Raw genomic sequence first — 26,060 nt, forward strand, 5'->3', positions numbered from 1 at the left:
CCTACCAGGCGGCTGCCTGGGCACGGCGCCGGATCTCCGTCTTCCGCCCCTCACGCAGGGCGTCGATCGGACGACCCGGCAGGGATTCGTCCTCGGTGTAGAGCCAGCGGATGATGTCCTCGTCGCCGTACCCGGAGTCCGCGAGGACGAGCACCGTCCCCTTGAGGCTCTCCAGGACTGCTCCGTCGGCGAGGAAGTCGGCCGGGACGCTGCGGATGTTGCGTTCCCCGATCCGTACGCTGACGAGCGACCTCTCGCTGATGAGCGAGTGCACGCGCGTGATGGGGAGGCCGAGGGCCTCGGCGACCTCCGGGAGGTTCAGCCAGGCCGGTACGAGGTGTTCGAGTTCAGTCACCGTCCAAGGGTGCCACGCTCCCGCATCCATCTCCACTCGACGGCCCAGGGGCGCTCCGAGGCCCGGGAGACCGGCGCAGGACCGGCGCAGCTCCGGAGCAGGACCGACGCAGGATTCCCACAGGACTGGAGCAGCCCCCGGCAACACGGCCATGCCTCCGGCGCGACACGCCAGAGCGGAGGTTCAGGCCCTTTGGAGACCTCTTGTGCTACTCCCCTTTTCGTGTAAGTTCACAGGAGTCACAGAAGCAACAGTAACAACACGTGACACAACAGCATCACCAGCACTTGCATGTGCCCAGCCGGGAAGCACCATCTCGGGTACGTGCGTCCGCGCGGACTCAGCCGCCAACAGACGAGGAACGAAAACATGACTGCCCAGCGATCGAATGCACCGCTGAACGGCACCCGCAGGAAGGCCGCCGGCGCCAGCCGTCGCGGCCTGAACGTCGCCGTGACCACCGCCGCCCTGCCCGCGGTGCTTCTCTCTTCCGTCGCCTTCGCCCAACCGGCGACGGCAGCACCCGCTCCGCAGGCATCTGCGGCCCGCCACCTGGCCGCGGCCCCCACGCAGGTTCCCGCGCGGGCCGTCGTGCCCGCCGCCCTCGTAGCCGGTACCGTCCCCGCGCAGAAGACCGCGGTGACCGTGCAGACCGCCCCGACCGCGCCGACCGCGCCGAGCGAGTACACCATCAAGCCGGGAGACACCATCGGTGCCATCGCCAGGCTCCATGGCCTGTCGACGGAGGCCGTGCTCGAGCTGAACAAGCTGACCGCGCGCACCATCATCTACCCCGGACAGAAGATCAAGCTGACCGGCAGTGCCGCACCTGCCCCCGGAGCGGCCCCCGCCGCTCCTGCGCCCGCTCCCCAGCAGTCCGCCGGGACCTACGTGGTCAAGCCCGGTGACACCCTCGGCGCGATCGCCATCCGCAATGGGGTGGGCCTCCAGGACCTCCTGACCGCCAACAAGCTCTCCATGACCTCGGTCATCTTCCCCGGGCAGAAGATCACCCTGGGCGGTGGCGCACCGGCACCCGCCCCTGCACCCGCGCCCGCACCGAACAAGCCCGCAGCCGCACCTGCGCCGGCTCCCGCTCCCGCTCCCGCTCCCGCCGGCACGTACACCGTGAAGCCCGGTGACACCCTCGGCGCGATCGCCTCCCGCAACGGTGTGGGCCTGCAGGCCCTCCTGACTGCCAACAACTGCACGATGACGTCGGTCATCTACCCGGGACAGAAGCTCACCCTCACCGGCGGGGTCACCGCTCCGGCTCCCGCGCCGGCGCCGACGGGCCTCGTCCCCTCGACGTTCCTGGGCTACACCTACCCCGACAAGGTGGTCGCGGACGCAAACTCGAACAAGGCGCTGCTCAACTCGATGCCCGCGCCCTCGCCGGCCGAGATGCGGCAGATCGTCGCCGACTCGGCGCGTTCGATGGGCGTCGACCCGAGCCTCGCGCTCGCGTTCGCGCACCAGGAGTCGGGCTTCAACCAGCGCGCGGTGTCCCCGGCGAACGCCATCGGGACCATGCAGGTCATCCCGTCCTCGGGCCAGTGGGCGAGCGACCTCGTGGGCCGCAAGCTGAACCTGCTGGACCCGTACGACAACGCGACCGCCGGCGTCGCGATCATCCGCTCGCTCGTCCGCACGAGCCCATCGCTGGACATCGCGATCGCCTCCTACTACCAGGGTCAGTACTCGGTGCAGAACCGCGGGATGTTCGAGGACACGAAGCGGTACGTCGCGTCAATCAAGGCGCACCAGAAGAACTTCGCGTAGGCCGTCCCGGCCCGGGTGCCGGGCCGGGCGGAGGGGGTGGGATCGCGTGGTGGTCCTGCCCCCTTCGTCTGCACCCGATTAGTATCGGAGGGTGCACCAGCTACGGAAGGATCCGCTCGAGGGAGCCACGGTGGACGGGCGGTACGTCGTCCATTCACGGCTGGCCCGCGGCGGCATGTCCACCGTGTACCTGGCCACCGACCGCCGACTCGACCGACGGGTCGCGCTCAAGGTCCTCTACCCCCACCTCGCCGAGGAGCCCGGCTTCACCGAACGCTTCGAGCAGGAGGCGAAATCGGCCGCGCGCCTGTCGCACCCCCACGTGGTGGGCGTGCTCGACCAGGGCGTCGACGAGATCGGGGGGCAACCCGTCGCCTACCTCGTCATGGAGTTCGTCTCCGGCAGGACGCTGCGGGACGTGCTGCGCGATCACGGCCGGCTCACGCCGCGTCACGCGCTCACACTGCTCGACGCCGTCGTGGAGGGACTCGCGGCGGCCCATGAGGCGGGACTCATCCACCGCGACGTGAAACCCGAGAACGTCCTCCTCTCGGACGCGGGGGCCGTGAAGATCGCCGACTTCGGTCTCGCGCGCGCCGTCTCGGCGTCCACCGGGACCGCCACGCTCGTCGGGACCGTCGCCTATCTCTCCCCCGAGCTCGTGCTCGGCAGACCGGCGGAAGCCCAGAGCGACATCTACTCGACGGGTGTGATGCTCTTCGAGCTGCTGACCGGCAGGCAGCCCTTCACCGGGGAGACCCCCATCCAGGTGGCGCTGCAGCACGCGCAGTCGGACGTCCCCGCACCGTCCTCGCTCCTTCCCGGCCTCGCCCCCGACATCGACGAACTCGTACAGTGGTGCACCTCGCGGGACCCCGAGGACCGCCCGGTGGACGGCGCCGCGCTCCTCGGCGAACTCCGGCACATCCGGGCAACCCTCAGCGAGGAGGACCTGGACTTCGACCCGTCCGACGTGCCGGGTCCCGGTCCGGAGCAGGACCAGCTGACCGCCGCCGTCGTCCCTCGCCTCCCCGCCGGTGACGAGCGGACCGAGGCCCTGCCACGCGATGCGTTCCTCCCCCGCGCCGCAGGCGCACACACCGCGCAGCAGCGGTCCGGACGGACCGAGGTCCTGCCCGCGGCCGGACGCCGGGACGACCGTACCGGTGTCATCGATCGCAGCCACCATGCGACGAGGGTCATCGGCGCCATGCCGGCGACGCCCCCGTCCGGTGCGCCGTCGTCGATCGGCACGGCCCCCTCCGGACAGGCCGGCGGCCCCGGCACCGGCGAGGCATGGGCGCCCGACACGCACGACGGTCCGTCGCGGACCCTCCACAAGGCGGAGCCGGACGACGGCGCCCGACCGGCAGCCAGGCGCCCCGCCGGCAGTTCGGTCCGTCCGCCGTCCAGGAGGCAGCAGGCGCGCGAGGCACAGCGACCGCAGAAGACGCTGCAGGGCCGGGCGGCGCGCCGGTCCGTGCGGATCCTCGCGGTGCTGCTGGTCCTCCTCGCGGGCCTCGTGGCCGGTGCAAGCTGGCTCTTCGGTGCCGGCCCGGCGGGAACGGTGTCGCTACCCGACGTCGCCGACACTCCCCTCGCCGAGGCCCGTACCGTCCTCGAGGGGCAGGGGCTCGTGTCCCTGTCCACGGAGGAGGTCTTCGACGAGCAGGTCACCGCGGGGCTGGTCGTCGGCACCGACCCCGCCGCCGCGTCCCTGGTCCGCCGCTTCGAGCCCGTCGAACTACTCGTGTCGAAGGGCCCCGATCTGTCGACCGTCCCGGACGTCACGGGACTTCCCGCGGAGGAGGCCGTCGCGGCTCTCGAGCGTGCAGGGCTCGGGGTGACGGTGACCGATGCCCGGGAGTACAGCCAGACCGTGCCGGAGGGCGCCGTGGCCCGTCAGGACCCGTCCGGCACCGAGGTCCGACGCGGGACACGGGTCACGCTGACGCTGTCGCAGGGGCCCCGCATGGTGAGGGTCCCCACGGTGTTCTCGTTGCCGGAGGAGCGTGCCATCGCGACGCTCGAGGCCGCCGGTTTCGCGGTGCAGGTCGACTACACCTTCGGCAGCGCCGTCCTCGGTCTCGTGGTCGGCCAGAGCCCCGCGGGCGAGCAGCCCGAAGGCACCACGATCCGGATCACGGTCGCCTGACGCGCAGGCGGGCCGGACGCGACGGCGGCCACCGGTGGTGGCCGTCGTCGCGTCGTGTCCAGGGCAGGGTCACCCTGCCCTGGGGTCAGCTCTTCGAGAGGGCCCCGGCGACGAGGAAGGCCATCTCGAGCGACTGCATGTGGTTCAGGCGCGGGTCGCACACCGACTCGTAGCGTTCCAGGAAGGCGTCCTGATCGATCGGGTCGGCGCCGCCGAGGCACTCGGCGACGTCGTCGCCCGTCATCTCGACGTGCAGGCCGCCGGGGAACGTCCCCAGGGCGTTGTGCACCTCGAAGAAGCCGCGCACCTCGTCGATCACGTCGTCGAAGTTCCGCGTCTTGTACCCGTTCGGTGAGGTCACCGTGTTGCCGTGCATCGGATCGGTGACCCAGAGGACCTGTGCCCCGGAGGCGGTGACGCGCTCCACCAGGGACGGCAGCTTCTCCCTGATGTTCTTCGCCCCCATCCGGGTGATGAAGGTGAGTCTGCCCGGCTCGCGGTTCGGATCGAGCTTGTCGATCAGGGCGAGGGCGTCGTCAGCCGAGGTGGAGGGTCCGAGCTTGACGCCGATCGGGTTGCGTACGCGCGACAGGAAGTCCACGTGCGCGCCGTCGATGTCGCGGGTGCGCTCCCCGATCCACAGGAAGTGCGCCGAGGTGTCGTACGGCAGGGAGGTGCGCGAGTCGATGCGGGTCAGTGCACGCTCGTAGTCGAGGAGCAGCGCCTCGTGGCTGGCGAAGAACTCCACGCGCTTCAGCGCTTCGAAGTTTGTGCCGCAGGCGTCCATGAACCGCACGGCCCTGTCGATCTCGCGGGCCAGCGACTCGTAGCGCGAGTGCGCGGGGTTGGCCATGAACCCCTTGTTCCAGTGGTGGACCAGCCGCAGGTCCGCGAACCCGCCCTGGGTGAACGCCCGGATGAGGTTCAGCGTCGATGCGGAGGTGTGGTACGCCTTCACCATGCGCGAGGCGTCGTGCCCGCGGCTCTCGGGGGTGAAGTCGTACCCGTTGACCATGTCGCCCCGGTAGGCGGGCAGGGTGACGCCGTCGCGGGTCTCGTCGTTGGAGGATCGCGGCTTGGCGAACTGGCCGGCCATGCGCCCCATCTTGATGACGGGCAGCGACGCACCGTAGGTCAGGACGACGGCCATCTGCAGGATCGTGCGGACCCGCGCACTGATCTTGTCGGCCGTCGCGCCGTCGAAGGTCTCCGCGCAGTCACCGCCCTGGAGGAGGAAGGCCTTGCCCTGCGCCGCGGCCGCGAGCCGTTCGCGCAGTACGTCCACCTCACCGGCGAACACCAGCGGAGGAAGGGTCGAGAGTTCCTTGACCGACGCCGAATAGACCCCGGAGTCCTGCCAGGATGGCTGCTGGACCGCCGCCATCGAGCGCCAGGCATCGAGGCCGGCTGTACTGGAGGAGACGGGGTCCGCGGTACGCGGGAGTACGGGAGCTAGCGAATCAGTCACAGGGGAATTCTACGGGCTGGCCGTCGGAGGCCCGATTCGGCCCGTCATGGGATGCCGCTGCCGGGTCACACAGCCGGGTTTCGTGCCGGCGCCGGCGAACGGAGCGCGCGGCCGGAGGATGCAGCACTGCGGTCGGGTCGCACGGTGAGCGGACGAGCCCGTCCGCTCACCCGGCGTCGGACTGCTTCGTAGGCTCGTCGGCGGTGGTGCGGTGTGCGGAGGAAGGAGAATCGCCGACCGCCGGCGGGCGGCCGATCTCGGTGACCGCGCCCGGCACCGGAGCGGAGTCGGTCGAGATCCTCACCGCTGCCCTGCGTGTGTCGGCGCCGGGCTTCGGCGTCTTCCGTCCCGCTGCCTTCTCGGCGGCGAGGCGCTCCTTGACCGTGCTCGCGTAGGCGTCCACGTACTCCTGGCCGGACAGTCGCATCAGCTCGTACATGATCTCGTCGGTGACGGAGCGCTGCACGAAGCGATCGTACTCGAGCCCCTCGTAACGGCTGAAGTCGAGCGGCTCACCGATGATGATGCCCACCCGGCGGATGTTCGGGATGCGCCGGCCGATGGGCTGCACCTTGTCCGTGCCGATCATCGCCACGGGGATCACCGGCACGCCCGTCGCGAGGACGAGCTTCGCGACCCCGGTCTTGCCGCGGTACAGGCGTCCGTCCGGGCTCCGGGTCCCCTCGGGGTAGATGCCGAGGACGCCGCCCTCGTTGAGGATCTCCATGCCCGCGCTGAGGGAGGACGATGACGCCGCCCCGCCGGAACGGTCCATCGGCAGCTGGTTCGACAGCCGGAAGAAGAGGGCCGTCAGCCTTCCCTTGATCCCCTTGCCCGTGAAGTACTCGGACTTCGCGAGGAAGACGACGGTCCGGGGGACCACGATGGGCAGGAAGATCGAGTCGGAGAAGGACAGGTGGTTGCTGACGATCACCGCCGGTCCCGTCGCCGGGACGTTGTCGAGTCCCTTGACCCAGGGCCGGAAGAGGAGATTGAGGATCGGACCGACGACGATCCGCTTCATCACCCAATAGAACACGCTGCCAGCCTCCCTGCATGGACGGTGCGGCATGAGGCATGCTGCCCGCTTTTTCTTGTGGAAGCCTACTCTAAGGAAGCCGGGCACACGGGCGCCGTCCCGTGGACGCGTGGGCGGGGGACGCGGGAGTCACCGCGCCGCCTCACCGCGGGACGTATGCCCCGCCGACCGGAGCGGCAGGGCACCGGGTACGGCGCCCGACACGCACGGAATCGGTTGACGTGGCGGCGCACGGTGTCCACGATGGAACGAGCACGCCCTCTGATTCCCAGGAAGCCGGGTAGCAACGTATGGGCCCCCGAGGTCAGGAACCGAACGAATCCACCGACGACGCCGTCTGGCAGGACCTTGTCGCGCGCCTGGAGGGTACCGCCGCCGATCCCGGCTCCCCCGACGCCGGCCGCCTCCTTCCACCGGCCGCACCCGCGGATCCCCTCGGCACCCGGTCGGACGAACGCGGCGGCGCTGACGCGCCCGGCGCGCGCGGCGGCGAGGACCTGACGGACCGCGAGCGCGCGGATGCGATCTTCAGGGACCAGCCGTTCCGGCCCACGGGGCCCCGCGACTACTCCGCACCGCAGGGGGCGGACGAACCGGACGACGACGAGGGCTTCACCCCGGAGGAACCCCCGCCCCTCGGCTCCGGTGATCCCCTGACGGTCCTGGCCTGGGTCGGTGCCGCCGGCGGCCCGATCACGCTGCTGCTGTTCGCCATGTTCTGGCGGGACGCTCCCCTGGCCGCCACACTCGGCGTCCTCGCGCTGTTCCTGGCGGGTGCCGGCTATCTCGTGACACGGCTGCCGAAGCACCGCGACATCGGCGACGACGGCGCCGAGGTCTAGGCCGCCCGGGCGGGCCACGTCTCAGGTGCCGCTGCGGGAGAGCGTCCGTGACAGGTCGGCCGCTCCGATCAGACCGGCCTCGGGGCCCAGCGCCGCCCGCTCGATGCGCGCCGCCGGCCGGAAGCCGCGACCCGTCAGATTGCGTCCGAAGGCCCGTCGCGCGGGCTCCAGCAGGAGTTCGTCCGCGGCACTGAGCCCCCCGCCGATGACGAACGTCCCCGGATCGAGTGCAGCGGCCAGGTTGGCGAGGCCCAGCCCCAGCCACTGCCCGACGTCGTCGACCAGTTCGCGGGACGCGGGATCGCCCTCCATCGCGAGGCGGGTCGCGAGCGCACCGGTGATCGCCGAGCCGTCGCCGGGTGCCGCATCGATGATGGCCCTGGCCACCGGGGAGTTCGCGGCGGCGAGTTCCCGAGCCTCGCGACCCAGGGCGTTGCCGGAGGCGTACTGCTCCCAGCAGCCCCGGTTCCCGCACTCGCACCGGTGACCCTGCGGCACGATGATCTGGTGTCCGAACTCCCCGGCGACGCCGTGCCGTCCGCGTTCCACCCGTCCGCCCATGATCATGGCTCCCCCGATCCCGGTGCCGAGGGTGACGCAGACCAGGCGGGACTCACCGCGACCCGCACCGAAACGCCACTCCGCCCACGCGGCCGCGTCGGCGTCGTTGACCACCGTGACGCGGCGGTGCAGCAGTTTTTCCAGGTTCCTCCGCAGCGGCTCGTTGCGCCATGCCAGATGCGGGCTGAAGAGCACGGTGCTGTTGGACAGGTCCATCCAGCCCGCGGCGCCGATCCCGACCGAACGGATCCGGTACTCCCGCGACAGTTCGCGGACGAGTTCGGTGATGACAGCTTCGACGGCGCGTGGATCCTGCCCGGGAGTCGCCCTGCGCGCCTCGGCGAGGATCCTGCCCCGCACGTCGACGACGCCCGCCGCGACCTTCGTACCGCCGATGTCGACGCCGATCGAGAGCCCGCGACGCGCCGGGTCGGGGACGGTGGAGCGTGCCGCCCGCGCTGCCAGGAGCGCTCCGCGTCCCGCCGACCCCGCATCGGTGTGCGGCCGACGGCCGCGGAGCCCGGCCCGGTCAGGCAGCACCGGCATGCGTCCCCTCCCTCGTCCTGGCGGTATGGCGCTGACGCGCCACCGTTATCGACTTGTACATTACGGGACGGTCATTCGGCCACCTGAACCTATAGGCTGGAATCCGCCTCACCGTCGAGGCGATATCGAAGGAGCTATCGTGCGCGACATCAGCGTTCCCGTCCTCGTGGACGTCCCCCGCCAGACCAACACCACGGACCTGGTGGTACGGCAGGCGGCCAAGCCGTCCAACCCCGCGCTGTTCGCCGTCAAGGGCGCGTCGGGTGAGTGGGAGAACATCACGGCCACCGAGTTCCGGCGCCAGGTCGAGGACCTCGCGAAGGGCCTGATCGCCTCGGACGTGCAGCCCGGGGACAGGGTGGCCATCATGGCCCGCACGCGCTACGAGTGGTCGCTGGCCGATTTCGCCATCTGGTTCGCGGGCGCCGTCTCGGTGCCCGTGTACGAGACCTCCTCCCCCGCTCAGGTCGCCTGGATCTTGAGCGACTCGGGCGCCGTCGGGGCCTTCGTCGAGTCCGCCCGGCACGAGAGCGTGGTCCGCGAGGCCGTGGCCCTGGAGGGCATCGATTCCCTGCAGCACGTCTGGCAGTTCGACGGCGGCGGCCTCGACACCCTGCAGACCGCCGGCGCCGGCACCGACGAGCAGGTGCTGTCCGACCGCCGCTCCACGGCCGGCCTCGACGACGTCGCCACGATCATCTACACCTCGGGCACCACCGGCAAGCCCAAGGGCTGCGAGCTGACGCACGGCAACTTCGTGGAGCTGTCCGAGAACGCCGCGGCGGCCCTCCCCGAGGTGGCCCGCGAGGGCGGCCAGACGATCATGTTCCTCCCGCTCGCGCATGTCTTCGCGCGGTTCATCTCCGTACTGTGCGTGGCGGCGGGCGCCACGGTGGCCCACACCCCGGACGTGAAGAACCTCCTGCCGGACCTGCAGAGCTACAAGCCGACGTTCATCCTCGCCGTCCCGCGCGTCTTCGAGAAGGTGTACAACAACTCGATGCTGAAGGCCGAGGACGGCGGCAAGGGCAAGATCTTCCACGCCGGGGCGGACGTCGCCATCGCGTGGTCGAAGGCGGAGCAGGCCGGGAGGATCCCGCTGGGGCTCAAGGTCAAGCACGCCGTGTTCGACCGGCTGCTCTACGGCAAGATCCGTACCGCGATGGGAGGCCGCGTGCAGCACGCGGTCTCGGGCGGCGCGCCCCTCGGCGACCGCCTCGGCCACTTCTTCCACGGCATCGGCCTGATGGTGCTCGAGGGCTACGGCCTGACCGAGACCACGGCACCGATCACGGTGAACACGCCCAAGCGCATCAAGATCGGGACCGTCGGCGCGCCGCTGCCGGGCAACGCGGTGAAGATCGCCGACGACGGCGAGATCCTGGCCAAGGGCGTCTGCGTGATGAAGGGGTACTTCAACCGCCCCGACCTCACCGACGAGACGTTCGTGGACGGCTGGTTCCGCACGGGGGACATCGGCGAGCTCGACGACGACGGCTTCCTGCGCATCACGGGCCGCAAGAAGGAGATCATCGTCACCGCCAGCGGGAAGAACGTCATCCCGGCGATGCTCGAGGACACCATCCGCGCCAACGCGCTGGTCTCCCAGTGCGTGGTCGTCGGCGACCAGCGTCCCTTCATCTCGGCGCTCATCACACTCGACGAGGAGGCCCTGCCCGGCTGGCTCGAGCGGCACCAGCTGCCCGCCGAGACCACGATGGGGGAGGCCGCGGAGCACCCGAAGGTCCTTGCGGAGATCCAGGAGCTCGTGGACAACGCCAACACGACGGTGTCCCGTGCCGAGGCCATCAAGGTGTTCCGGATCGTCCCGACCGACTTCACCGAGACCACCGGCCACCTCACGCCGTCCCTCAAGATCAAGCGCGCGCAGGTCCTGAAGGACTACTCCGGGATCGTGGAGTCGATCTACTCCTCCGCGAAGGTCTAGACCGGGCGGTCCCCTCCGCCGCCCGGCCTGCGTGGGGACCGGTCAGTCGGCCTCGAGGCCGAGCAGCGCGTTCTCGAGGACCTCGGTGAGCGCCGGGTGGATCCAGTACTGTCCGCGGGCCATCGTCAGCGCATCGAGCCCGAAGGACATGGCCTGGACGACGGGCTGGATGATGATCGACGCCTCATGACCGAGGACGTGGGCACCGAGGAGACGCCCCGTGGAGCGCTCGGCGATGACCTTCACGAATCCCTGCGTGTCCTCCATGGCCCACCCGTATGCGGTCGAGCCGTAGTGCCGGACCGCCGTCACGATCGGGGTGCCGGTCTCCTCGGAGTGGTGGAGGGCCTGCTCCCCCGTCATGCCCACCGAGGCGATCTGCGGGGAGGAGAACACGGCGGCGGGCACGAAGCGGTGGTCGCTGGCGCGCAGCGCGTCCGGGTGCAGCAGGTTGTGCGCGACGACTTTCGCCTCATGGTTCGCCACGTGCTTGAGCTGGTAGTCGCTGCTGGCGTCGCCGAGTGACCAGAGACCGGCCACCGGTTCACCCCCGCGCAGGACCCGCTGGTATCCGTCCACCACGAGGCGGCCGTCGTCGTGCAGGTCGAGACCGGCGTCCACCGCGCCGAGGGCGTCGGTGTTCGGGGTCCGCCCCACGGCGACGAGCACGGCGTCGACCACGAGGTCCGCCGGCCCCGCCGGGCCGCTCAGGCGGGCGGTGACGCTGCCGTCGTCGTTGGCGGTGACCTGCGTGACGTCGGTGTCCCGCCGGAGGTCCCACTGACGCGCTGCGTGCTCGGTGAAGGCCTCGGAGACCGATGCGTCGAGGGTCCTCAGCATGCCGCCGGAGCGCACGGCGATGGTCACGCGGGCGCCGAAAGCCCCGAAGACGTGCGCGAATTCCGCCGCGATGTAACCGCCACCGATGATCAGCAGCCGCTGCGGGAACTCGTCGATGCGCATAATGGTGTCGGAGGTATGAACCTGGGGCAGCCCGATGCCGGGGATCTCCGGCAGGACGGCACGGGAGCCGGTTGCGATGACCACCTGGTCCGCGGTGATCTCCTCGCCGGACGCCGTCTCGAAGGCCTTCTCCCCTGTGAGCCTCACGAATTCCTCGACCAGGGTCACGTTCGCGAGCTCGTCGGCGCGATAGGTCCGACCACTGCTCGAGATGGCGTCGATCCGGGTGAAGATCCGGTCGCGGATGTCCCTCCAGCGCACCCGTTCCAGGGCGAGGTTCACCCCGAGCCGCGCTGAGCGCGCGGGCGCGGATGCCAGATCGGCGGGATGCACGAACATCTTCGTCGGGATGCACCCCACGTTGAGGCAGGTGCCGCCGAACGTGCCTCCTTCGACGAGGACCACCTTGCGGTCGTCCCACTCCGGCGAGATGAGCGTGTTGCCGGAGCCTGAGCCGATGATCGCGAGGTCGTAGTGGGTCACACCCGCAGTGTAGCCGCGGTCAGGACGCCAGCTGGTCCACCACGAGCGCCGCCAACTCCATGACGGCCCTGCGCGTCGCGGGGTTCAGCCGGGCCAGCTCGATCCGCGAGCCCTCGGCCAGGTGCCGGTCGTACGGGATACGGACCACGGTGTTCACGCGGGAGCGGAAGTGCTGCTCGATCTGCTCGACGTCCACCTGCGTGCCGTTCCCGGAGGACAGGTTGATCACCACGATCGCCCGGGCCACGAGGTCGTGCCGGTCGTGGGCCTCCAGCCAGCTGAGGGTCTCGGACGCGAGCCTCGCCTCGTCCACGCTCCCCCCGGACACGAGCACCACCGCGTCCGCCTTCTCGAGCGTGCCCCGCATGACCGAATGGACCATGCCGGTCCCCGAATCGGTCAGGACGATCGAGTAGTAGCGGCTGAGGAGGTCGGTGACCGCGCGGTAGTCCGAGTCGTCGAAGGCCTGGGCCACGGTCGGGTCCGTGTCGGAGGCGAGGACGTGCAGACGGGAGCCGTCGCGCGTGACGAAGGCGGCGAGCTGGGAGAAGGACTCGATGACGTAGCGGTTCCGGACCAGCTGCCGGGCGGTGTGGTCGGCACGCCCGGGCGACCGGTCGGAGAGGGTGCCTCGGTCAGGGTTGGCGTCCATGGCGATGATGCGGTCCTCGCGGACGTCGGCCAGCGCCATGCCGAGGAGGGTGGTCACGGTCGTCTTCCCCACCCCGCCCTTGCGGGAGAGCACCGGCACGTAGCGGGTCCGGTCCCCCAGCCGCACCGCGATGCGGTGTTCGAGGGCGCGCTGGACGCGGACGGCGTCGGAGTCCCCGAGGTTCACCCGACCGAAGGTCGCCGTGTAGACGAAGCGGCGCCACCCTGAGACGGGCGGGCGGCGCACCCCGGCCAGCAGGCGATCAGCGGTGAGTGACGACGCCGGTTCCGGCCCGCTGTCCTTCCCGCGCCGGCCCGTCCGCTCGGCTCCGATCGGCACCGCCACCGCAACGCCCGGGCCGGTGCCCCCGGACTGCGTGCCGGGGTTCGAGGACGCCCTCGACGAGGACCCCGACGGCTGCCAGCCGGTCTGCGCCGCGCCGTCCCCGAGGCCGTCCGCGGGCGACGGGTCGGTGGAGGAGGAGGAAGCGGAAGCAGCGGGGAGTCCGGCTGTGATGTCACCGGAGGACGGGGCCGGGATGCTGAGCGTGGGCCCCCGGAGTAGCGGGACTCCCGGCACGATGGGGACGCCCTGCGTCGGGTCCGGGGAGACGGAGTTCGGGGACTCGGTGCCCTGCGCCGAGCCATCCACGCCGGCGTGCTCGACGACGTCCTGCGGCTCGACCCCGGTTAGGGGGTCGCCCGGGGCGGAATCCTCGGGCACGGGGTCCTGATCGGCGCCCTGCGGCGCGGCGCCCGTCAGGGCCTCCGGGTCCGCCGCAGTGCCCCCGGTGCCGGGTGTCGGGGAATCGGTCGGGTCGCTTGGCATGGTGACTTCCGTTCGGTCGATCCGGCCGCTCCGGGCGGAGCCGCGGTACTGATGCTTCCGGCATCCCACTCTAGCCCGACGGCCGGGCAGCCGGTCCGGAGGGAGGTCCTCAGGACGGGGCGATCACGAGGAGGAGGTCACCGCCCTGTGCAGGGCCGGGACCGGCGAAGGCGACGCGCTGCACGGTGCCGGCGATCGGCGTCGTGATGCTCGCCTCCATCTTCATGGCCTCGATGGTCGCGACGGTGTCGCCGGCCGCGACGGCGTCGCCCTCGGCCCGGGACACGGTGACGGACCCGGCGAAGGGCGCGGCGATCTGGCCCGGGCTGCCCGGGTCCGCCTTCTCGGCGGCCCGGACGTCGCTGTCGATGCTCGTGTCGCGGACGCTCACCGGCCGCATCTGGCCGTTGAGGGTGCACATGACCGTCCGCATGCCCTTCTCGTCCGGTTCGGACACGGCCTCGAGGGTCGCGATGAGCCGGACGCCCTTCTCGAGCTCGATCACGTGCTCCGTCCCCGGCTGCAGTCCGTAGAGGTAGTCGGCGGTCCCGAGGAGGGACACGTCCCCGTAGGTGTCGCGGGTGGCGCGGAACTCCCGCGTGGGCGCCGCGAACAGCAGGGTGTTCAGGGCGTTCCGGCGCTCGCCGGAGGTCCCGGCCAGCTTCGCCTCGTCCGCGGCGGTGAGCTCGGCGTCGCGCGGCTTGAGCTCGCGGCCCTGCAGGGCCTTCGTGCGGAAGGGCTCGGGCCATCCGCCGGGCGGGTTGCCCAGTTCCCCGTTGAGGAATCCGATGACGGAGTCGGGGATGTCGAAATCCTGCGGATTCTGCTCGAACTCCGCCGGGTCGGCATTCCTGCCCACGAGGGCCAGGGCGAGATCGCCCACGACCTTCGAGGACGGGGTGACCTTCACGAGGCGGCCGAGGATCCGGTCCGCGGCGGTGTACATGTCCTCGATGGCCTCGAAGCGTTCCCCCAGTCCGAGCGCGATGGCCTGCTGGCGGAGGTTGGACAGCTGGCCTCCGGGGATCTCGTGCCGGTACACCCGCCCCGTGGGGCCCGGCAGGCCCGATTCGAACGGCGCGTACATGCGCCGCACGGCCTCCCAGTAGGGTTCGAGCGCGCACACGCTGCCGAGGTCCAGCTCCGTGTCGCGAGGCGTGTGGGCCAGGGCGGCGACGAGCGCGGACGCCGAGGGCTGGCTCGTGGTGCCGGCGAGCGCGGCGCTGGCGACGTCGACGGCGTCGACCCCGGCGTCCACGGCTGCGAGCAGGGTGGCGAGCTGTCCGCCGGCGGTGTCGTGGGTGTGCAGGTGCACGGGCAGGTCGAAGCGTTCGCGCAGGGCGGTCACGAGTTTCGCGGCGGCGGCCGGGCGGAGCAGGCCCGCCATGTCCTTGATGGCCAGGATGTGCGCTCCGGCGTCGACGATCCGCTGGGCGAGCTCGAGGTAGTAGTCGAGGGTGTAGAACGTCTCGGCCGGGTCGAGCATGTCGGCGGTGTAGCACAGGGCCACCTCGGCGACGGCGGTCTCCGTCTCACGGACCGCCCGGATGGCCGGTTCCATCTGGGTGACGTCGTTCAGAGCGTCGAAGATGCGGAAGATGTCGATACCGGACGCCGCGGCCTCCTGCACGAACGCGGTGGTGACCGCCTCCGGGTAGGGCGTGTACCCGACCGTGTTCCGTCCACGCAGCAGCATCTGCAGGCAGATGTTCGGCACCTCGCGGCGCAGCGCGTCCAGACGCTCCCACGGGTCCTCCCCCAGGAACCGGAGTGCGACGTCGTACGTCGCCCCGCCCCACGCCTCGACGGACAGCAGGCCGGGGGTTAGCCGGGACACACTCGCACCGGCGGCGACGAGGTCGCGGGTCCGCACCCGGGTGGCCAGCAGCGACTGGTGCGCGTCGCGGAAGGTCGTGTCCGTCACCGCGACGGCCGTCTGCTCCCGCAGCGCCTTCGCGAAGCCCTCGGGCCCGAGCTCGAGCAGCCGCTGCCGGCTCCCCTCGGGGGGCGGGGCCTTCCGCTGAGCCTCCTCGAGCTCTGGCAGCTTCTCCCGCGGATCCAGGTGTGCGGGGCGTGCCCCGTGGGGCTGGTTCACGGTCACGTCGGCGAGCCAGGTCAGCAGCTTGGTGCCGCGGTCCGCCGGCACGCGGGCCGTGAGGAGCTCCGGGCGCTCGTCGATGAACGAGGTCGCGACATTCCCGGCGATGAAGTCCGGGTCGTCGAGGACGGCCTGGAGGAAGGAGATGTTGGTGGAGACGCCGCGGACCCGGAACTCGGCCAGGGCACGGCGGGCCCGGGTCACCGCGGACGGGTAGTCCCGACCCCGGCAGGTGAGCTTCACCAGCATCGAGTCGAAGTGCGGACTGATCTCCGCCCCCGCATACACCGTCCCGCCATCCAGGCGCACCCCGGCGCCGCCTGCGGACCGGTAGGCCGAGATACGGCCCACGTCCGGGCGGAACCCGTTGGCCGGGTCCTCCGTGGTGATCCTCGACTGCAGCGCCGCGCCGCGCAGGGTCACCGTCTCCTGGCTCAGCCCGAGATCCGCCAGCGTCTCGCCCGCCGCGATGCGCAGCTGCGACTGGACGAGGTCCACGTCGGTCACCTCCTCGGTCACCGTGTGCTCCACCTGGATCCGCGGGTTCATCTCGATGAACACGTGCTGGCCGGCGCGTTCGCCGACCGTGTCCACGAGGAACTCGACGGTCCCGGCATTCACGTAGCCCAGGGCGGTCGCGAACTTCACCGCATCACGGTGCAGGGCCTGCCTGATGCCCTCGTCCAGGTTCGGGGCAGGGGCGATCTCGATGACCTTCTGGTGCCTGCGCTGCAGCGAGCAGTCCCGCTCGAACAGGTGCATCACATTGCCCTCGGCGTCGGCGAGGATCTGCACCTCGATGTGGCGAGGACGCAGGACCGCCTGCTCCAGGAACATCGTGGGATCGCCGAAGGCGGACTCGGCCTCCCGCATCGCCGCCTCCAGCGCCTCCGGCAGCGCCTCCCGCGTATCGACCCGGCGCATCCCACGACCGCCGCCGCCGGCCACCGCCTTCGCGAACACCGGGAACCCGATCTCGTCCGCCGCAGCGATCAGCTCGGCCACGTCCGCGCTCGGACGCGACGAGGCGAGCACGGGGATCCCCGCGGCCCGTGCGGCGTCCAGTGCCTTGACCTTGTTGCCCGCCAGTTCCAGGACATCGGCCGGCGGTCCCACGAACGTGATCCCTGCCTCGGCCGCGGCCCGCGCCAGGCCTGGGTTCTCGGACAGGAACCCGTAGCCCGGGTAGATCGCGTCGCAGCCCGCTTCGAGGGCCACGCGGATGATCTCGTCGATGTCCAGGTAGGCACGCACCGGGTGGCCCTCGGTCCCGATCAGGTACGCCTCGTCCGCCTTCTGGCGGTGGATGGAGTTGCGGTCCTCGTGGGGGAAGACGGCCACCGTCTTCGCTCCCGCCTCGTATCCGGCCCGAAGGGCCCGGATGGCGATCTCACCGCGGTTGGCTACCAGAATCTTCGAGAACATCGCACTCCTGAATCCTTGCGGGTCGGGTCCTGCACGCTGGACTGATAGTACCCGGCAGGCCCCGTCAGTCCATGGCATCGGCCGCATCGTGGGACGCCCTGCCCGGCGGGTCGGCTCGCACCCGACGGCCAGAGGCCCTGCCGCGTCACCCTATGATTGATCGGTGATCATTCAGGACAGCCGAGTCCCGGCGGCGCCTACCGATAGGTACAGGTTCAACACGTGCAGGTAGTGAGCATCAGCAGCCTCAAAGGCGGCGTGGGCAAGACGTCGGTCACCCTGGGGCTGGCCTCCGCCGCACTGGCAGCGGGCATCCCCACGCTCGTCGTCGACCTGGATCCACATGCCGACGCCACGACCGGTCTCGGGGTGCGCCCGTTGGGGCAGATCGACATCGGGCGTCTGCTGAAGAACGCGCGGCGCGGAGATCTCGCTGCCAACCTCGTGCCGAGCGGCTGGGTGGCGACCGCCTCCGGGTCGGCTGGGACGGTATCCCGACGGCTCGACGTCGCCATGGGCTCGGCCTACTCGGGCATCTACGACCGTCCGGACCTCGCGCGCCGCGACCAGCGACGGCTCTCCACTCTCCTGTCCCGTGTGCAGGGGTACAGCCTCGTCCTCATCGACTGCCCGCCCTCCCTCAACGGCCTCACCCGGATGGCCTGGACCGCGAGCCACAAGGTCCTCCTCGTCGCAGAGCCCGCCCTGTTCTCCGTCGCGGGGACGGAGCGGACCATGCGGGCGCTCGACCTGTTCCGGCGCGAGTTCGCACCGCACCTGCACACCGCAGGCATCGTAGCCAACCGTGTGCGACGTACGTCCACCGAGCACGCGTTCCGGCTCGATGAGATGCGGCAGCTGTTCGGCGACCTGCTGCTGAGCCCTGCCATCCCCGAACAACCCGACTGGCAGCAGATCCAGGGTGCCGCCCACTCCGTGCACCACTGGCCGGGCGAAGGGGCGCAGCAGGCTGCAGGGCATTTCGACGAACTGCTGAGGGGTGTCACGGACTCCGGCAGGATGCGCAGCCGCACCGGACGACGATGATGGCTCGCTGATGCACTGCGGGTCGGCGCGAGGCGCGGGTGTACCGAGAAGGGCTGCTAGCTGATCTTGCGGGTGGCGCGGCGCTTGCTGAGCTCGTCGCCCGGGAAGTCCTGGTCGGTCGCGTGCTCGCTGGGCAGCGCTGCGAGGCTGCCCTCCACCTCGCGCCAGACCCGGCCGACGGCGATGCCGAAGACTCCCTGCCCGCCCTGCACGAGGTCGATGACCTCGTCCGCCGACGTGCACTCGTACACGCTGGCGCCGTCGCTCATGAGCGTGATCTGCGCGAGGTCCTCGACGCCGCGCTCGCGGAGGTGCTCGACGGCGGTGCGGATCTGCTGGAGGGAGACGCCGGTGTCCAGGAGGCGCTTGACGACCTTGAGGACCAGGATGTCCCGGAAGCCGTAGAGGCGGTGCGTGCCGGAGCCGGAGGCTCCACGGACGGCCGGCTCCACGAGGCCCGTCCGGGCCCAGTAGTCGAGCTGGCGGTAGGTGATGCCGGCGGCCTTGCAGGCCGTGGGCCCGCGATATCCGGCGTCCTCGTCGAGGACGGGGAGGTCTTCGGTGAACAGTAAGCCCTGGGCGCTCGCTGGGACACCAGCGCCTGCCGGGCTGGTTGCCTTGCCGGCGTCACCCTTCGGACTCACGTGCTGCCTCCTGGTCGGGTTCCCGGGGAAGTTTGCTCATCCGTCGGAACCTCAGGATGTGCACTCAAGTGTGCCCCGAGCCCCCCACACACGCAATGGGAACTGTATTCTTCGACGTTAGATCGCGGGAGGGGCGAGGTCAAAGACGCTGCCCCGCTAGGTTTGCGTGTCGTCAGCGCTCGAAGTCCTCGGGCTCCACATCGGCGAGGAACTCGCGGAACTGGAGGACCTCCTTCTCCGCGGTCTCCTCCGTGTCGCCCTCCTCCGCGTCCTCGGCGTCGGCGATCTCGACGCCGGCAACGGCCAGGACCTCGTCGGCACAGTAGATGGGGCAGGGCACGCGCAGGGCCACGGCCAGGGCGTCGGACGCCCGCGAACTCACCGTCACGCCGTCGGTGAACACGAGCTGGGCATGGTAGACGGTGTCCTCCACGGAGGTGATGCGCACTTCGCGGATCTCCTTGCCGGCCGCCGCCACCACGTCGACCAGGAGGTCGTGGGTCATGGGACGAGGCGGCACGATACCCTGCTGGACGAAGGCGATGGCGCTCGCCTCGGGGGCACCGATCCAGATGGGCAGGTGCCGCTCCCCTGCGGTCTCCCGCAGCAGGACCAACGGCTGGTTGGACGGCAGTTCGATGCGAACGCCCACCACTTCTACTTCGATCACGGGGAAGCCGCCTAACTGTCCATTCGGGCTATGGAACTGTGCACGAGGGCACTGTGCAGTCCCAGGCACAGCTCGCTGATCTCCCGTGCGGTCTCCGCCGCACGTGCCTTCGAGGCGACATCCTTGCGGGAGGCCACCGGGGCCACCACGCGCTCGACCAGACCCAGTTCGCGGTCCGCTGCGGCACGGAAGGGGCGCAGGTGCCGCGGTTCGATCCCGTGGCGCTCCAGCTGCACACAGGCCCGGGTGATCTTCAGCGCGTGCTCGTCGAACCGGTTCTCGACGGCGGTGATGAGTCCGAAGCTCACGAGGTCGTCCACGAGTCGGCGGGGCGCTCCCGCCTCGGCGGCCAGCGTCTCGGCGGTGAGCCGCCGCGCGTGCGCGCTCAGCTCCTGCGAGAGCTGGTCGGAGACGACCCGCGGCGCGAGGGTCATGCCGCCGGGCAGCGACTCGGGCCGCTCGCCGCGGTCGATCGCCTCGACGTAGTCCTTGATGACCTTGAGCGGCAGGTACTGGTCGCGCTGCAGTGCCAGCACGAAGCGCAGGCGCTCGACGTCGTGCGCTCCGTACTTCCGGTACCCGGCGCGTGTGCGCTGCGGCGTGATGAGGCCCTTCTCCTCCAGGAACCGGATCTTGGAAGCCGTGACCTGGGGGAACTCCGCTGCCAGCTCACGCAGGACCTCGCCGATGGTGAGGACACCGGCGATCGGATGACCGGGAGCGACACCGGCCGGACGGCGGGCGGGGTGGGAGGCAGGCATGGAGCGGGCTAGGCCTGTGCTGTCGTGTGCTGCGCGGACTGGCCGGGGACCGTGCGGGCCGCGTAGAAGGTGAGGCGGAACTTGCCGATCTGGACCTCGTTGCCGTTGCGGAGGGTGACGCTGTCCACGCGGTCGTTGTTCACGTAGGTTCCGTTGAGGCTGCGGGTGTCCACGACCGTGAAGCCGTTCTGCGTGCGCCGGAACTCCGCATGCTGGCGGGACACCGTCACGTCATCGAGGAAGATGTCGGCGTTCGGGTGCCGTCCGGCCTTCGTGACGTCCTCGTCCAGGAGGAACCGGGCGCCGGCGTTCGGGCCCGAGTGGGCGATCAGCAGCGCCGAGCCTGCGGGAAGAGCGGCCACGGACGCCTGCTCCTCGCGCGTCAGGTGCCGTTCGTACTCTCCCATGGCGATCTGCGGCGGCAGCCCGATCGAGGTTGTCTCGGGAGACGTCATATTCGGCTCTTCTCCATTTCCGCCAGGATTCCTGTGGTGCACCATCGGTTTTCCTCCCCCTACTGCATGGCGCGGCGGGCTGCTCCGGACTGCGCCACCCCTGCTTCCGGTAGGACTAGCCTACCTGCTGGGAGTAGTCGGCTGAACTCAGCAGGTCCTGTACGACGGACGGATCGGACACCTTGATCTCGAGCAGCCAGCCCTCGCCGTAGGGGTCGGAGTTGATGAGCGAGGGATCGTCGTCGAGCGCCTCGTTGCGGGCGACGACCTGCCCGCTGACGGGGGCGTAGATGTCGCTGACGCTCTTGGTGGACTCGACCTCGCCGATCACGTCCGACCCCGTGACGCCGGTACCCTCCTCGGGCATCTGGACATAGACGACGTCGCCGAGCGCGTCCTGGGCGAAGTCGGTGATACCCACGCGCACGGTGCCATCCACCGCGGGCTCGCTGACCCACTCGTGTTCAGCGGTGTAGTAGAGGCCTTCGGGGATGTTGCTCATGGCTGCCTTTCGGACGCGCGGTCATCGGAGGCGCCTGGGTGCCGTCCGGTACGGATACTGGTCGAGTATAGGCACAACTCCGGGTCCACGTGACGCGCCTCTCACCCCGCCGGGCATGCAGCGGCTCCTCTCCCCCGGGCATGCAAAAAGCCCGTCCCCGCCGGCTGTTCACCGGTGGAAACGGGCCCTGCAGTGTCGGGATGACAGGATTTGAACCTGCGACCCCTTGACCCCCAGTCAAGTGCGCTACCAAGCTGCGCCACATCCCGATCTGCTCGGCCCAGCGGGCCAAACCACTCGGATAACTGTACAGCATTTCCCGGGGCGGGCGGCACACCGGGAAAGGGGTCAGCGGTTCCGGCTGCGCTTCTCGCGGACGCGCATGTTGACCTCGATGGGCGTGCCCTCGAAGCCGAACGTCTCGCGCAGGCGGCGAGTGATGAAGCGGCGGTAGCCGGGATCCAGGAAGCCGGTGGTGAACAGGACGAACTTCGGCGGGCGGCTCGAGGCCTGCGTGCCGAAGAGGATGCGCGGCTGCTTGCCGCCGCGGACCGGGTGCGGGTGGGCGGCCACGAGCTCGCCGAGGAACGCGTTCAGGCGGCCCGTCGGGATACGCCGGTCCCAGGACTCGAGGGCGACGTCGAGCGCCGGCACCAGGCGGTCCCTGTGCCAGCCGGTCAGCGCCGAGATGTTCACGCGCGGCGCCCACTCCACGTGCGCCAGGTCCTGCTCGATCTCGCGTTCGAGGTACCGGCGGCGCTCGTCGTCGAGGAGGTCCCACTTGTTGAAGGCCAGGACGATCGCCCGGCCGGACTCGATGGCCATGTTCAGGATGCGGATGTCCTGCTCGCTCAGGACCTCGTCGACGGCGAGGAGCACCACGGCCACCTCGGCCTTCTCCAGCGCCGCCTGCGTGCGCAGCGACGCGTAGTAGTCGGCACCCTGCTGCATGTGCACGCGGCGGCGGATACCGGCGGTGTCGACGAAGCGCCACGTGCGCCCCCCGAGCTCGATCATCTCGTCCACGGGGTCGCGCGTGGTGCCGGCGAGCGGGTCCACGACCACGCGGTCGGAACCGGCCAGCTTGTTGAGCAGGGAGGACTTGCCCACGTTCGGCCGTCCGATCAGGGCGATGCGCCGGGGTCCGCCGGAGCGCTCGATCCCGCCGTGCTCCGAGAACTCCGGGAGGATCCCGTTGACGTGGTCCAGCATGTCGGCGGTGCCGCGCCCGTGCAGGGCGGACACGGGCCACGGCTGCCCGAAGCCGAGCCCCCACAGGGCGGAGGCGTCGGCCTCGTTCTGGATGTCGTCCACCTTGTTGGCCACGAGGATGACGGGCTTGTTCTTGCGGCGCAGCATCCGCACCACGGCCTCGTCGGTCGCGGTGGCGCCGACCGTCGCGTCGACCACGAGCAGGACGGCGTCGGCCATGTCGACGGCGATCTCCGCCTGGCCGGCGACCCGCGCGGCGATGCCCTTGGCGTCGTGCTCCCAGCCGCCGGTGTCCACGAGCGTGAAGTTGCGGCCCGACCACTGCGCCGGGTAGGACACGCGGTCGCGGGTGACGCCGGGGGTGTCCTCGACGACGGCCTCGCGGCGGCCGAGGATCCGGTTCACCAGGGTGGACTTGCCGACGTTCGGGCGGCCCACGATGGCGAGGACGGGGTTGAGGCGGCCCTCCGCCTCGTCGTCGAAGTCCTCGTCCTGACGGGCGAGGAGCGCGGCGTCCTCCTCGTCGAGCTCGTAGTCCTCGAGGCCGGCGCGCAGGGAGGCCGCGCGCTGCTCGGCGTCTGCGTCATCGAGCGTCTCGAGCAGCTCACCGACCTGGTCCTCGCCGGTCGGCTCGTAGTCCTCGTCGGCTCCGGAGGCCTGGTCCGTCGCATCCGGCGAAAGGTTCTCGCTCATTGTTCTGTCCTTCGGTTGGTGGTCGCCGTCTCCCGACGGCAATACTGTCGGGCGGCCGGCGGGCTCGCCCGTGAAACGTGGAGGTGCCGGCTAGTGCGCCACGGTGCGCACGATGCCGAGGACCGCCGTGACGGTCTGCTCGAAGTCGAGGTCGGACGAGTCCAGCGTGACCACGCCGTCCGCCGCCTGCTGGAAGTCCACCACGGTGGAGTCCTTGGCGTCGCGCTCGGTGACCTGCTGCCGCAGCTGGGCATCGGACTGGGTCCCGCCGAGCTGGTCGCCGCGGCGACGCAGCCGGGCCTCCTCGCTGGCCGTGAGCAGGATGCGCACCTCGGCGTCGGGGGCGACGACGGTGGTTATGTCGCGCCCCTCCGCGACGATCCGGTGACCGGCGCCGGCGATCAGGGCGCGCTGGCGGCGGATGAGTTCCGCGCGGGCGCCCATCGTGGTCGCGACGGCGCTCACGGCGGAGGACACCTCGGGCTCGCGGATGGCGGCGGTGACGTCGTCGCCCGCGATGGTCACCGACTCGTGGTCGGGGCTGGTGCTGATGAACAACTCGATGTCGCGTGCGGCGGCCTCGACCGCGGCGCCGTCCTGCAGGTCCACTCCCGTGGCGACGCAGTGCAGCGTCACCGCCCGGTACATGGCGCCGGTGTCCAGGTACGCGGCGCGGAGGCGGCGTGCCACCTCGCGGCTGACGCTGGACTTGCCGGATCCGGACGGGCCGTCGATGGCGACCACGAGGGACTTGCCGAGGCGGAACCCCGAGTAGGGGCTCGAGGACGCCGTGTGCGCCGCCGGTCCCGGGGCGGCGGTCTGCGTGGTGTCTGCTGATACCTGGATCACTGCACTACCTTCCAGCCCCGCTGTGTCAGGGACTCCGTCAATTCGTGGCGCCGTCCGGGCAGGACCGAGAGCTCCGCGAGTCCTACCTCGCGCCCGGGCGAGTGTTCGAGCCGGAAGTCCTCGACGTTGATGCCGATCTGCCCGATCTCGGTGAGGAGCTTCGCGATCTGCCCCGGCACGTCGTCGACGAGCACGGTCAGGCGCGCGAAGGAGTTCGGCGGGGTGCCGTGCTTGCCGGGGACCCGGGCCTGCCCGGCGTTCCCCTCGGACATCAGCTGCGCCATGTCGAGGCGTGCTCCCCCGGCCGTCGGGTCCTCGAGGGTGCCGATCAGCCGGTTCAGGTCCTCGCGCACCCCGTACAGGATGTCGACGAGCCGGCCCGCGTTGGCGGAGAGGATCTGCACCCACAGGCGGGGGTCGCTCGCCGCGATGCGCGTGACGTCCCGCAATCCGTTGCCCGCGAGCGAGAGTGCATGCGCCGGTGAGTCCTGCAGCCTGCTCGCGACGAGCGAGGAGACGACCTGCGGCAGGTGGGAGATGAGGGCGACGGCCTCGTCGTGCTCCTCGACCGACATGCGCGCGGGCACGGCGCCGAGATCCACGGCGAGGGACTCCGCACACAGGACGGCCTCGGGGGCGCTGCCGCTGTGGGCGCACAGCACCCACGGTGCACCGCTGAACAGCTCGGCGCGCGCCGCGACGGGACCGGACTTCTCGCGGCCTGCCATGGGGTGCGTGCCGATGTACCGGGACACGTGCGCGGCCACCCCGGGGGTCGCGAGGAGCTCGCGCAGGATGGCCTCCTTCACGCTGCAGATGTCCGCGACCACGGCCTCGGGGTAGGCCAGGAGCGCTTCGGCGGCCACCCGTGCCGTGACATCGGGGGGTGTCGCGACGACGACGAGTTCCGGGACCACGCGCTCCCCCGCGTCCTGTGCCTCGGAGAGGAGCCTGCCGGCCCCGATGTCGCGGGCCACGGCCTCGGTGGACGGTGAGCTGTCGGACAGGACGACGTCGATCCCGCGGGCGCGCAGGCCCAGCCCGATACTCGCCCCCAGCAGGCCTGCCCCCACGACGAGGACGGGACCTGCGAGGTGCGTCCCCTGTTCCGTGCGCGCGACCATCGGCTAGAGGCCCACCGATGCCAGCAGGTGCCCGACCTCCTGGCGTCCGAGCACGCGGATGCTGCCCTGGCGCTGGTCCCCGATGCGGATGGGGCCCACCTGGGTGCGCACCAGGCGCTCGACCGGATGGCCGACGGCGTCGAACAGGCGCCGGACCACGCGGTTGCGTCCGGAGTGCAGCACCACCTCGACGAGGATGTGCCCGGGCGTCGAGTCGACGAGCTTGAAGGAGTCCACCTGGGCGAGGCCGTCCTCGAGCTCGATGCCCTCCTTCATCTGGGCGCCGACGCCCTGCGCCATGGGCCCGCGGACCTGCACGAGGTAGGTCTTCGGCACCTCGTAGGACGGGTGCGTGAGCCGGTTGGTCAGTTCACCGTCGTTCGTGAGCAGGAGCAGGCCCTCCGTCTCGGCGTCGAGCCGTCCCACGTGGAAGAGCCGCTCACTCTTGTCCTTGTTCTTGAGGAAGTCGCTGATGCACCGCCGCCCCTCCGGGTCCTCCATCGTGGAGACGACGCCGCGCGGCTTGTTGAAGACGTAGTACTTCAGGTGCTCGTTGAGCTGGAGCCGGATGCCGTCCACATGGATGGCCACCTGCTCGGGGTCCACCCGGACGCCGAGTTCGGTGACGATGTTCCCGTCCACCTCCACGCGTCCGTCGAGGATCATCTCCTCGCACACGCGGCGGGAGGCGACACCGGCGAGCGCCATGATCTTCTGCAGGCGCACGCCCTCGGGGTTGTGGACGTCGATCTCGTCGGCCGGGCGGCCGGCACGCTTGGGCTTCGGTGCGCGCACCGGGCCGAGGTCCTGGCCGAACCGCTCACGCCCGAAGGCCTTGGCACCCGGCGGCTTCGGGCGTCCGCCCTGCCCGCCGGAGCGCGCTCCCGGCGCTGCACCGGGCCGGCCGGGCTTGCTGCCGGCGCGCCCGCCGGTCTTGGCACCGAACCGGCCGGCCGGT

At 70.7% G+C, this 26,060-nt stretch carries 21 protein-coding genes and 1 tRNA gene; 5 read left to right on the forward strand and 17 right to left on the reverse strand.

The features are described 5' to 3' along the window. Position 1: 1 nt before the first annotated feature. Positions 2-355 carry an Rv2175c family DNA-binding protein gene (locus tag CI785_RS02755; protein ID WP_205753546.1) on the reverse strand — a complete coding sequence of 118 codons (354 nt, stop codon included), beginning with the start codon at positions 353-355 and terminating at the stop codon, positions 2-4. A 369-nt stretch (positions 356-724) separates the two neighbouring features. Between CI785_RS02755 and CI785_RS02760 the strand changes: the two genes are divergently transcribed. Both CI785_RS02760 and CI785_RS02765 read left to right on the forward strand, forming a co-directional pair. Continuing rightward, positions 725-2,137, forward strand: coding sequence for a lytic transglycosylase domain-containing protein (locus CI785_RS02760; protein ID WP_105030557.1), 1,413 nt, complete (start codon positions 725-727; stop codon positions 2,135-2,137). 91 nt (positions 2,138-2,228) lie between these two features. Beyond that, a complete protein-coding gene (locus CI785_RS02765; protein ID WP_157940132.1) occupies positions 2,229-4,292 on the forward strand; it encodes a protein kinase domain-containing protein in 2,064 nt (687 codons plus the stop codon). An 85-nt stretch (positions 4,293-4,377) separates the two neighbouring features. On the opposite strand, the gene CI785_RS02770 is transcribed toward CI785_RS02765, so the two are convergent. Together CI785_RS02770 and CI785_RS02775 are read right to left on the reverse strand one after the other, a co-directional pair. Further along, the gene (locus CI785_RS02770) at positions 4,378-5,760 is read right to left on the reverse strand and encodes a class II 3-deoxy-7-phosphoheptulonate synthase (RefSeq protein WP_105030559.1); all 1,383 of its coding nucleotides are present in this window, start codon (positions 5,758-5,760) and stop codon (positions 4,378-4,380) included. A 166-nt stretch (positions 5,761-5,926) separates the two neighbouring features. Next, a complete protein-coding gene (locus CI785_RS02775) occupies positions 5,927-6,799 on the reverse strand; it encodes a lysophospholipid acyltransferase family protein (protein WP_105030560.1) in 873 nt (290 codons plus the stop codon). A 290-nt stretch (positions 6,800-7,089) separates the two neighbouring features. On the opposite strand from CI785_RS02775, the gene CI785_RS02780 reads away from it, so the two are divergent. Then, positions 7,090-7,641, forward strand: coding sequence for a hypothetical protein (locus tag CI785_RS02780; protein ID WP_105030561.1), 552 nt, complete (start codon positions 7,090-7,092; stop codon positions 7,639-7,641). Between the two features lie 21 nt (positions 7,642-7,662). On the opposite strand, the gene CI785_RS02785 is transcribed toward CI785_RS02780, so the two are convergent. After that, positions 7,663-8,748: an ROK family protein gene (locus CI785_RS02785; RefSeq protein ID WP_105030562.1), complete on the reverse strand. Its 1,086-nt coding sequence runs from the start codon at positions 8,746-8,748 to the stop codon at positions 7,663-7,665. A gap of 139 nt (positions 8,749-8,887) precedes the next feature. On the opposite strand from CI785_RS02785, the gene CI785_RS02790 reads away from it, so the two are divergent. Further along, positions 8,888-10,696 carry an AMP-dependent synthetase/ligase gene (locus tag CI785_RS02790; protein WP_105030563.1) on the forward strand — a complete coding sequence of 603 codons (1,809 nt, stop codon included), beginning with the start codon at positions 8,888-8,890 and terminating at the stop codon, positions 10,694-10,696. Positions 10,697-10,738: 42 nt separating this feature from the next. Here the strand turns inward: CI785_RS02790 and CI785_RS02795 are convergent, their stop codons facing one another. From CI785_RS02795 to CI785_RS02805, 3 genes are all read right to left on the reverse strand, one after another. After that, positions 10,739-12,142 (reverse strand): mycothione reductase, encoded by a 1,404-nt coding sequence (locus CI785_RS02795; protein WP_105030564.1) that lies wholly within the window; start codon positions 12,140-12,142, stop codon positions 10,739-10,741. 19 nt (positions 12,143-12,161) lie between these two features. After that, the gene (locus CI785_RS02800) at positions 12,162-13,622 is read right to left on the reverse strand and encodes a MinD/ParA family ATP-binding protein (protein WP_240614965.1); all 1,461 of its coding nucleotides are present in this window, start codon (positions 13,620-13,622) and stop codon (positions 12,162-12,164) included. Between the two features lie 109 nt (positions 13,623-13,731). After that, the gene (locus tag CI785_RS02805) at positions 13,732-17,145 is read right to left on the reverse strand and encodes a pyruvate carboxylase (RefSeq protein WP_105030565.1); all 3,414 of its coding nucleotides are present in this window, start codon (positions 17,143-17,145) and stop codon (positions 13,732-13,734) included. Between the two features lie 222 nt (positions 17,146-17,367). On the opposite strand from CI785_RS02805, the gene CI785_RS02810 reads away from it, so the two are divergent. Continuing rightward, positions 17,368-18,192, forward strand: a complete 825-nt coding sequence (locus tag CI785_RS02810) for a ParA family protein (RefSeq protein ID WP_105030566.1) — start codon at positions 17,368-17,370, stop codon at positions 18,190-18,192. A 56-nt stretch (positions 18,193-18,248) separates the two neighbouring features. Here CI785_RS02810 and CI785_RS02815 read toward each other — a convergent pair whose 3' ends face one another. The 10 genes from CI785_RS02815 to CI785_RS02860 form a co-directional block, all read right to left on the reverse strand. Then, positions 18,249-18,836 carry a MerR family transcriptional regulator gene (locus tag CI785_RS02815; protein WP_105030567.1) on the reverse strand — a complete coding sequence of 196 codons (588 nt, stop codon included), beginning with the start codon at positions 18,834-18,836 and terminating at the stop codon, positions 18,249-18,251. 172 nt (positions 18,837-19,008) lie between these two features. Next, positions 19,009-19,506 (reverse strand): bifunctional nuclease family protein, encoded by a 498-nt coding sequence (locus CI785_RS02820; RefSeq protein ID WP_105030568.1) that lies wholly within the window; start codon positions 19,504-19,506, stop codon positions 19,009-19,011. 11 nt (positions 19,507-19,517) lie between these two features. Continuing rightward, a complete protein-coding gene (gene ftsR, locus CI785_RS02825) occupies positions 19,518-20,267 on the reverse strand; it encodes a transcriptional regulator FtsR (protein WP_105030569.1) in 750 nt (249 codons plus the stop codon). Positions 20,268-20,275: 8 nt separating this feature from the next. Next, a complete protein-coding gene (locus CI785_RS02830) occupies positions 20,276-20,767 on the reverse strand; it encodes an FHA domain-containing protein (protein ID WP_105030570.1) in 492 nt (163 codons plus the stop codon). A 70-nt stretch (positions 20,768-20,837) separates the two neighbouring features. Beyond that, positions 20,838-21,224 (reverse strand): glycine cleavage system protein GcvH, encoded by a 387-nt coding sequence (gcvH, locus tag CI785_RS02835; protein ID WP_105030571.1) that lies wholly within the window; start codon positions 21,222-21,224, stop codon positions 20,838-20,840. Positions 21,225-21,419: 195 nt separating this feature from the next. Beyond that, positions 21,420-21,493 (reverse strand) — tRNA-Pro (locus CI785_RS02840). 79 nt (positions 21,494-21,572) lie between these two features. Then, positions 21,573-23,129 carry a ribosome biogenesis GTPase Der gene (gene der / locus CI785_RS02845; protein ID WP_105030572.1) on the reverse strand — a complete coding sequence of 519 codons (1,557 nt, stop codon included), beginning with the start codon at positions 23,127-23,129 and terminating at the stop codon, positions 21,573-21,575. Positions 23,130-23,219: 90 nt separating this feature from the next. Beyond that, on the reverse strand, positions 23,220-23,873 hold the full coding sequence (cmk, locus tag CI785_RS02850) for a (d)CMP kinase (protein ID WP_240614971.1): 654 nt from the start codon (positions 23,871-23,873) through the stop codon (positions 23,220-23,222). Between the two features lie 101 nt (positions 23,874-23,974). Further along, complete coding sequence (locus CI785_RS02855) at positions 23,975-25,102, reverse strand: prephenate dehydrogenase (RefSeq protein ID WP_105030573.1); 1,128 nt, start codon at positions 25,100-25,102, stop codon at positions 23,975-23,977. 3 nt (positions 25,103-25,105) lie between these two features. Continuing rightward, a partial coding sequence (locus CI785_RS02860) for a pseudouridine synthase (RefSeq protein WP_105030574.1) occupies positions 25,106-26,060 on the reverse strand: 955 nt, incomplete at its 5' end.

It is taken from the genome of Arthrobacter ruber (assembly GCF_002954225.1).
GTDB lineage: Bacteria > Actinomycetota > Actinomycetes > Actinomycetales > Micrococcaceae > Arthrobacter_D > Arthrobacter_D ruber.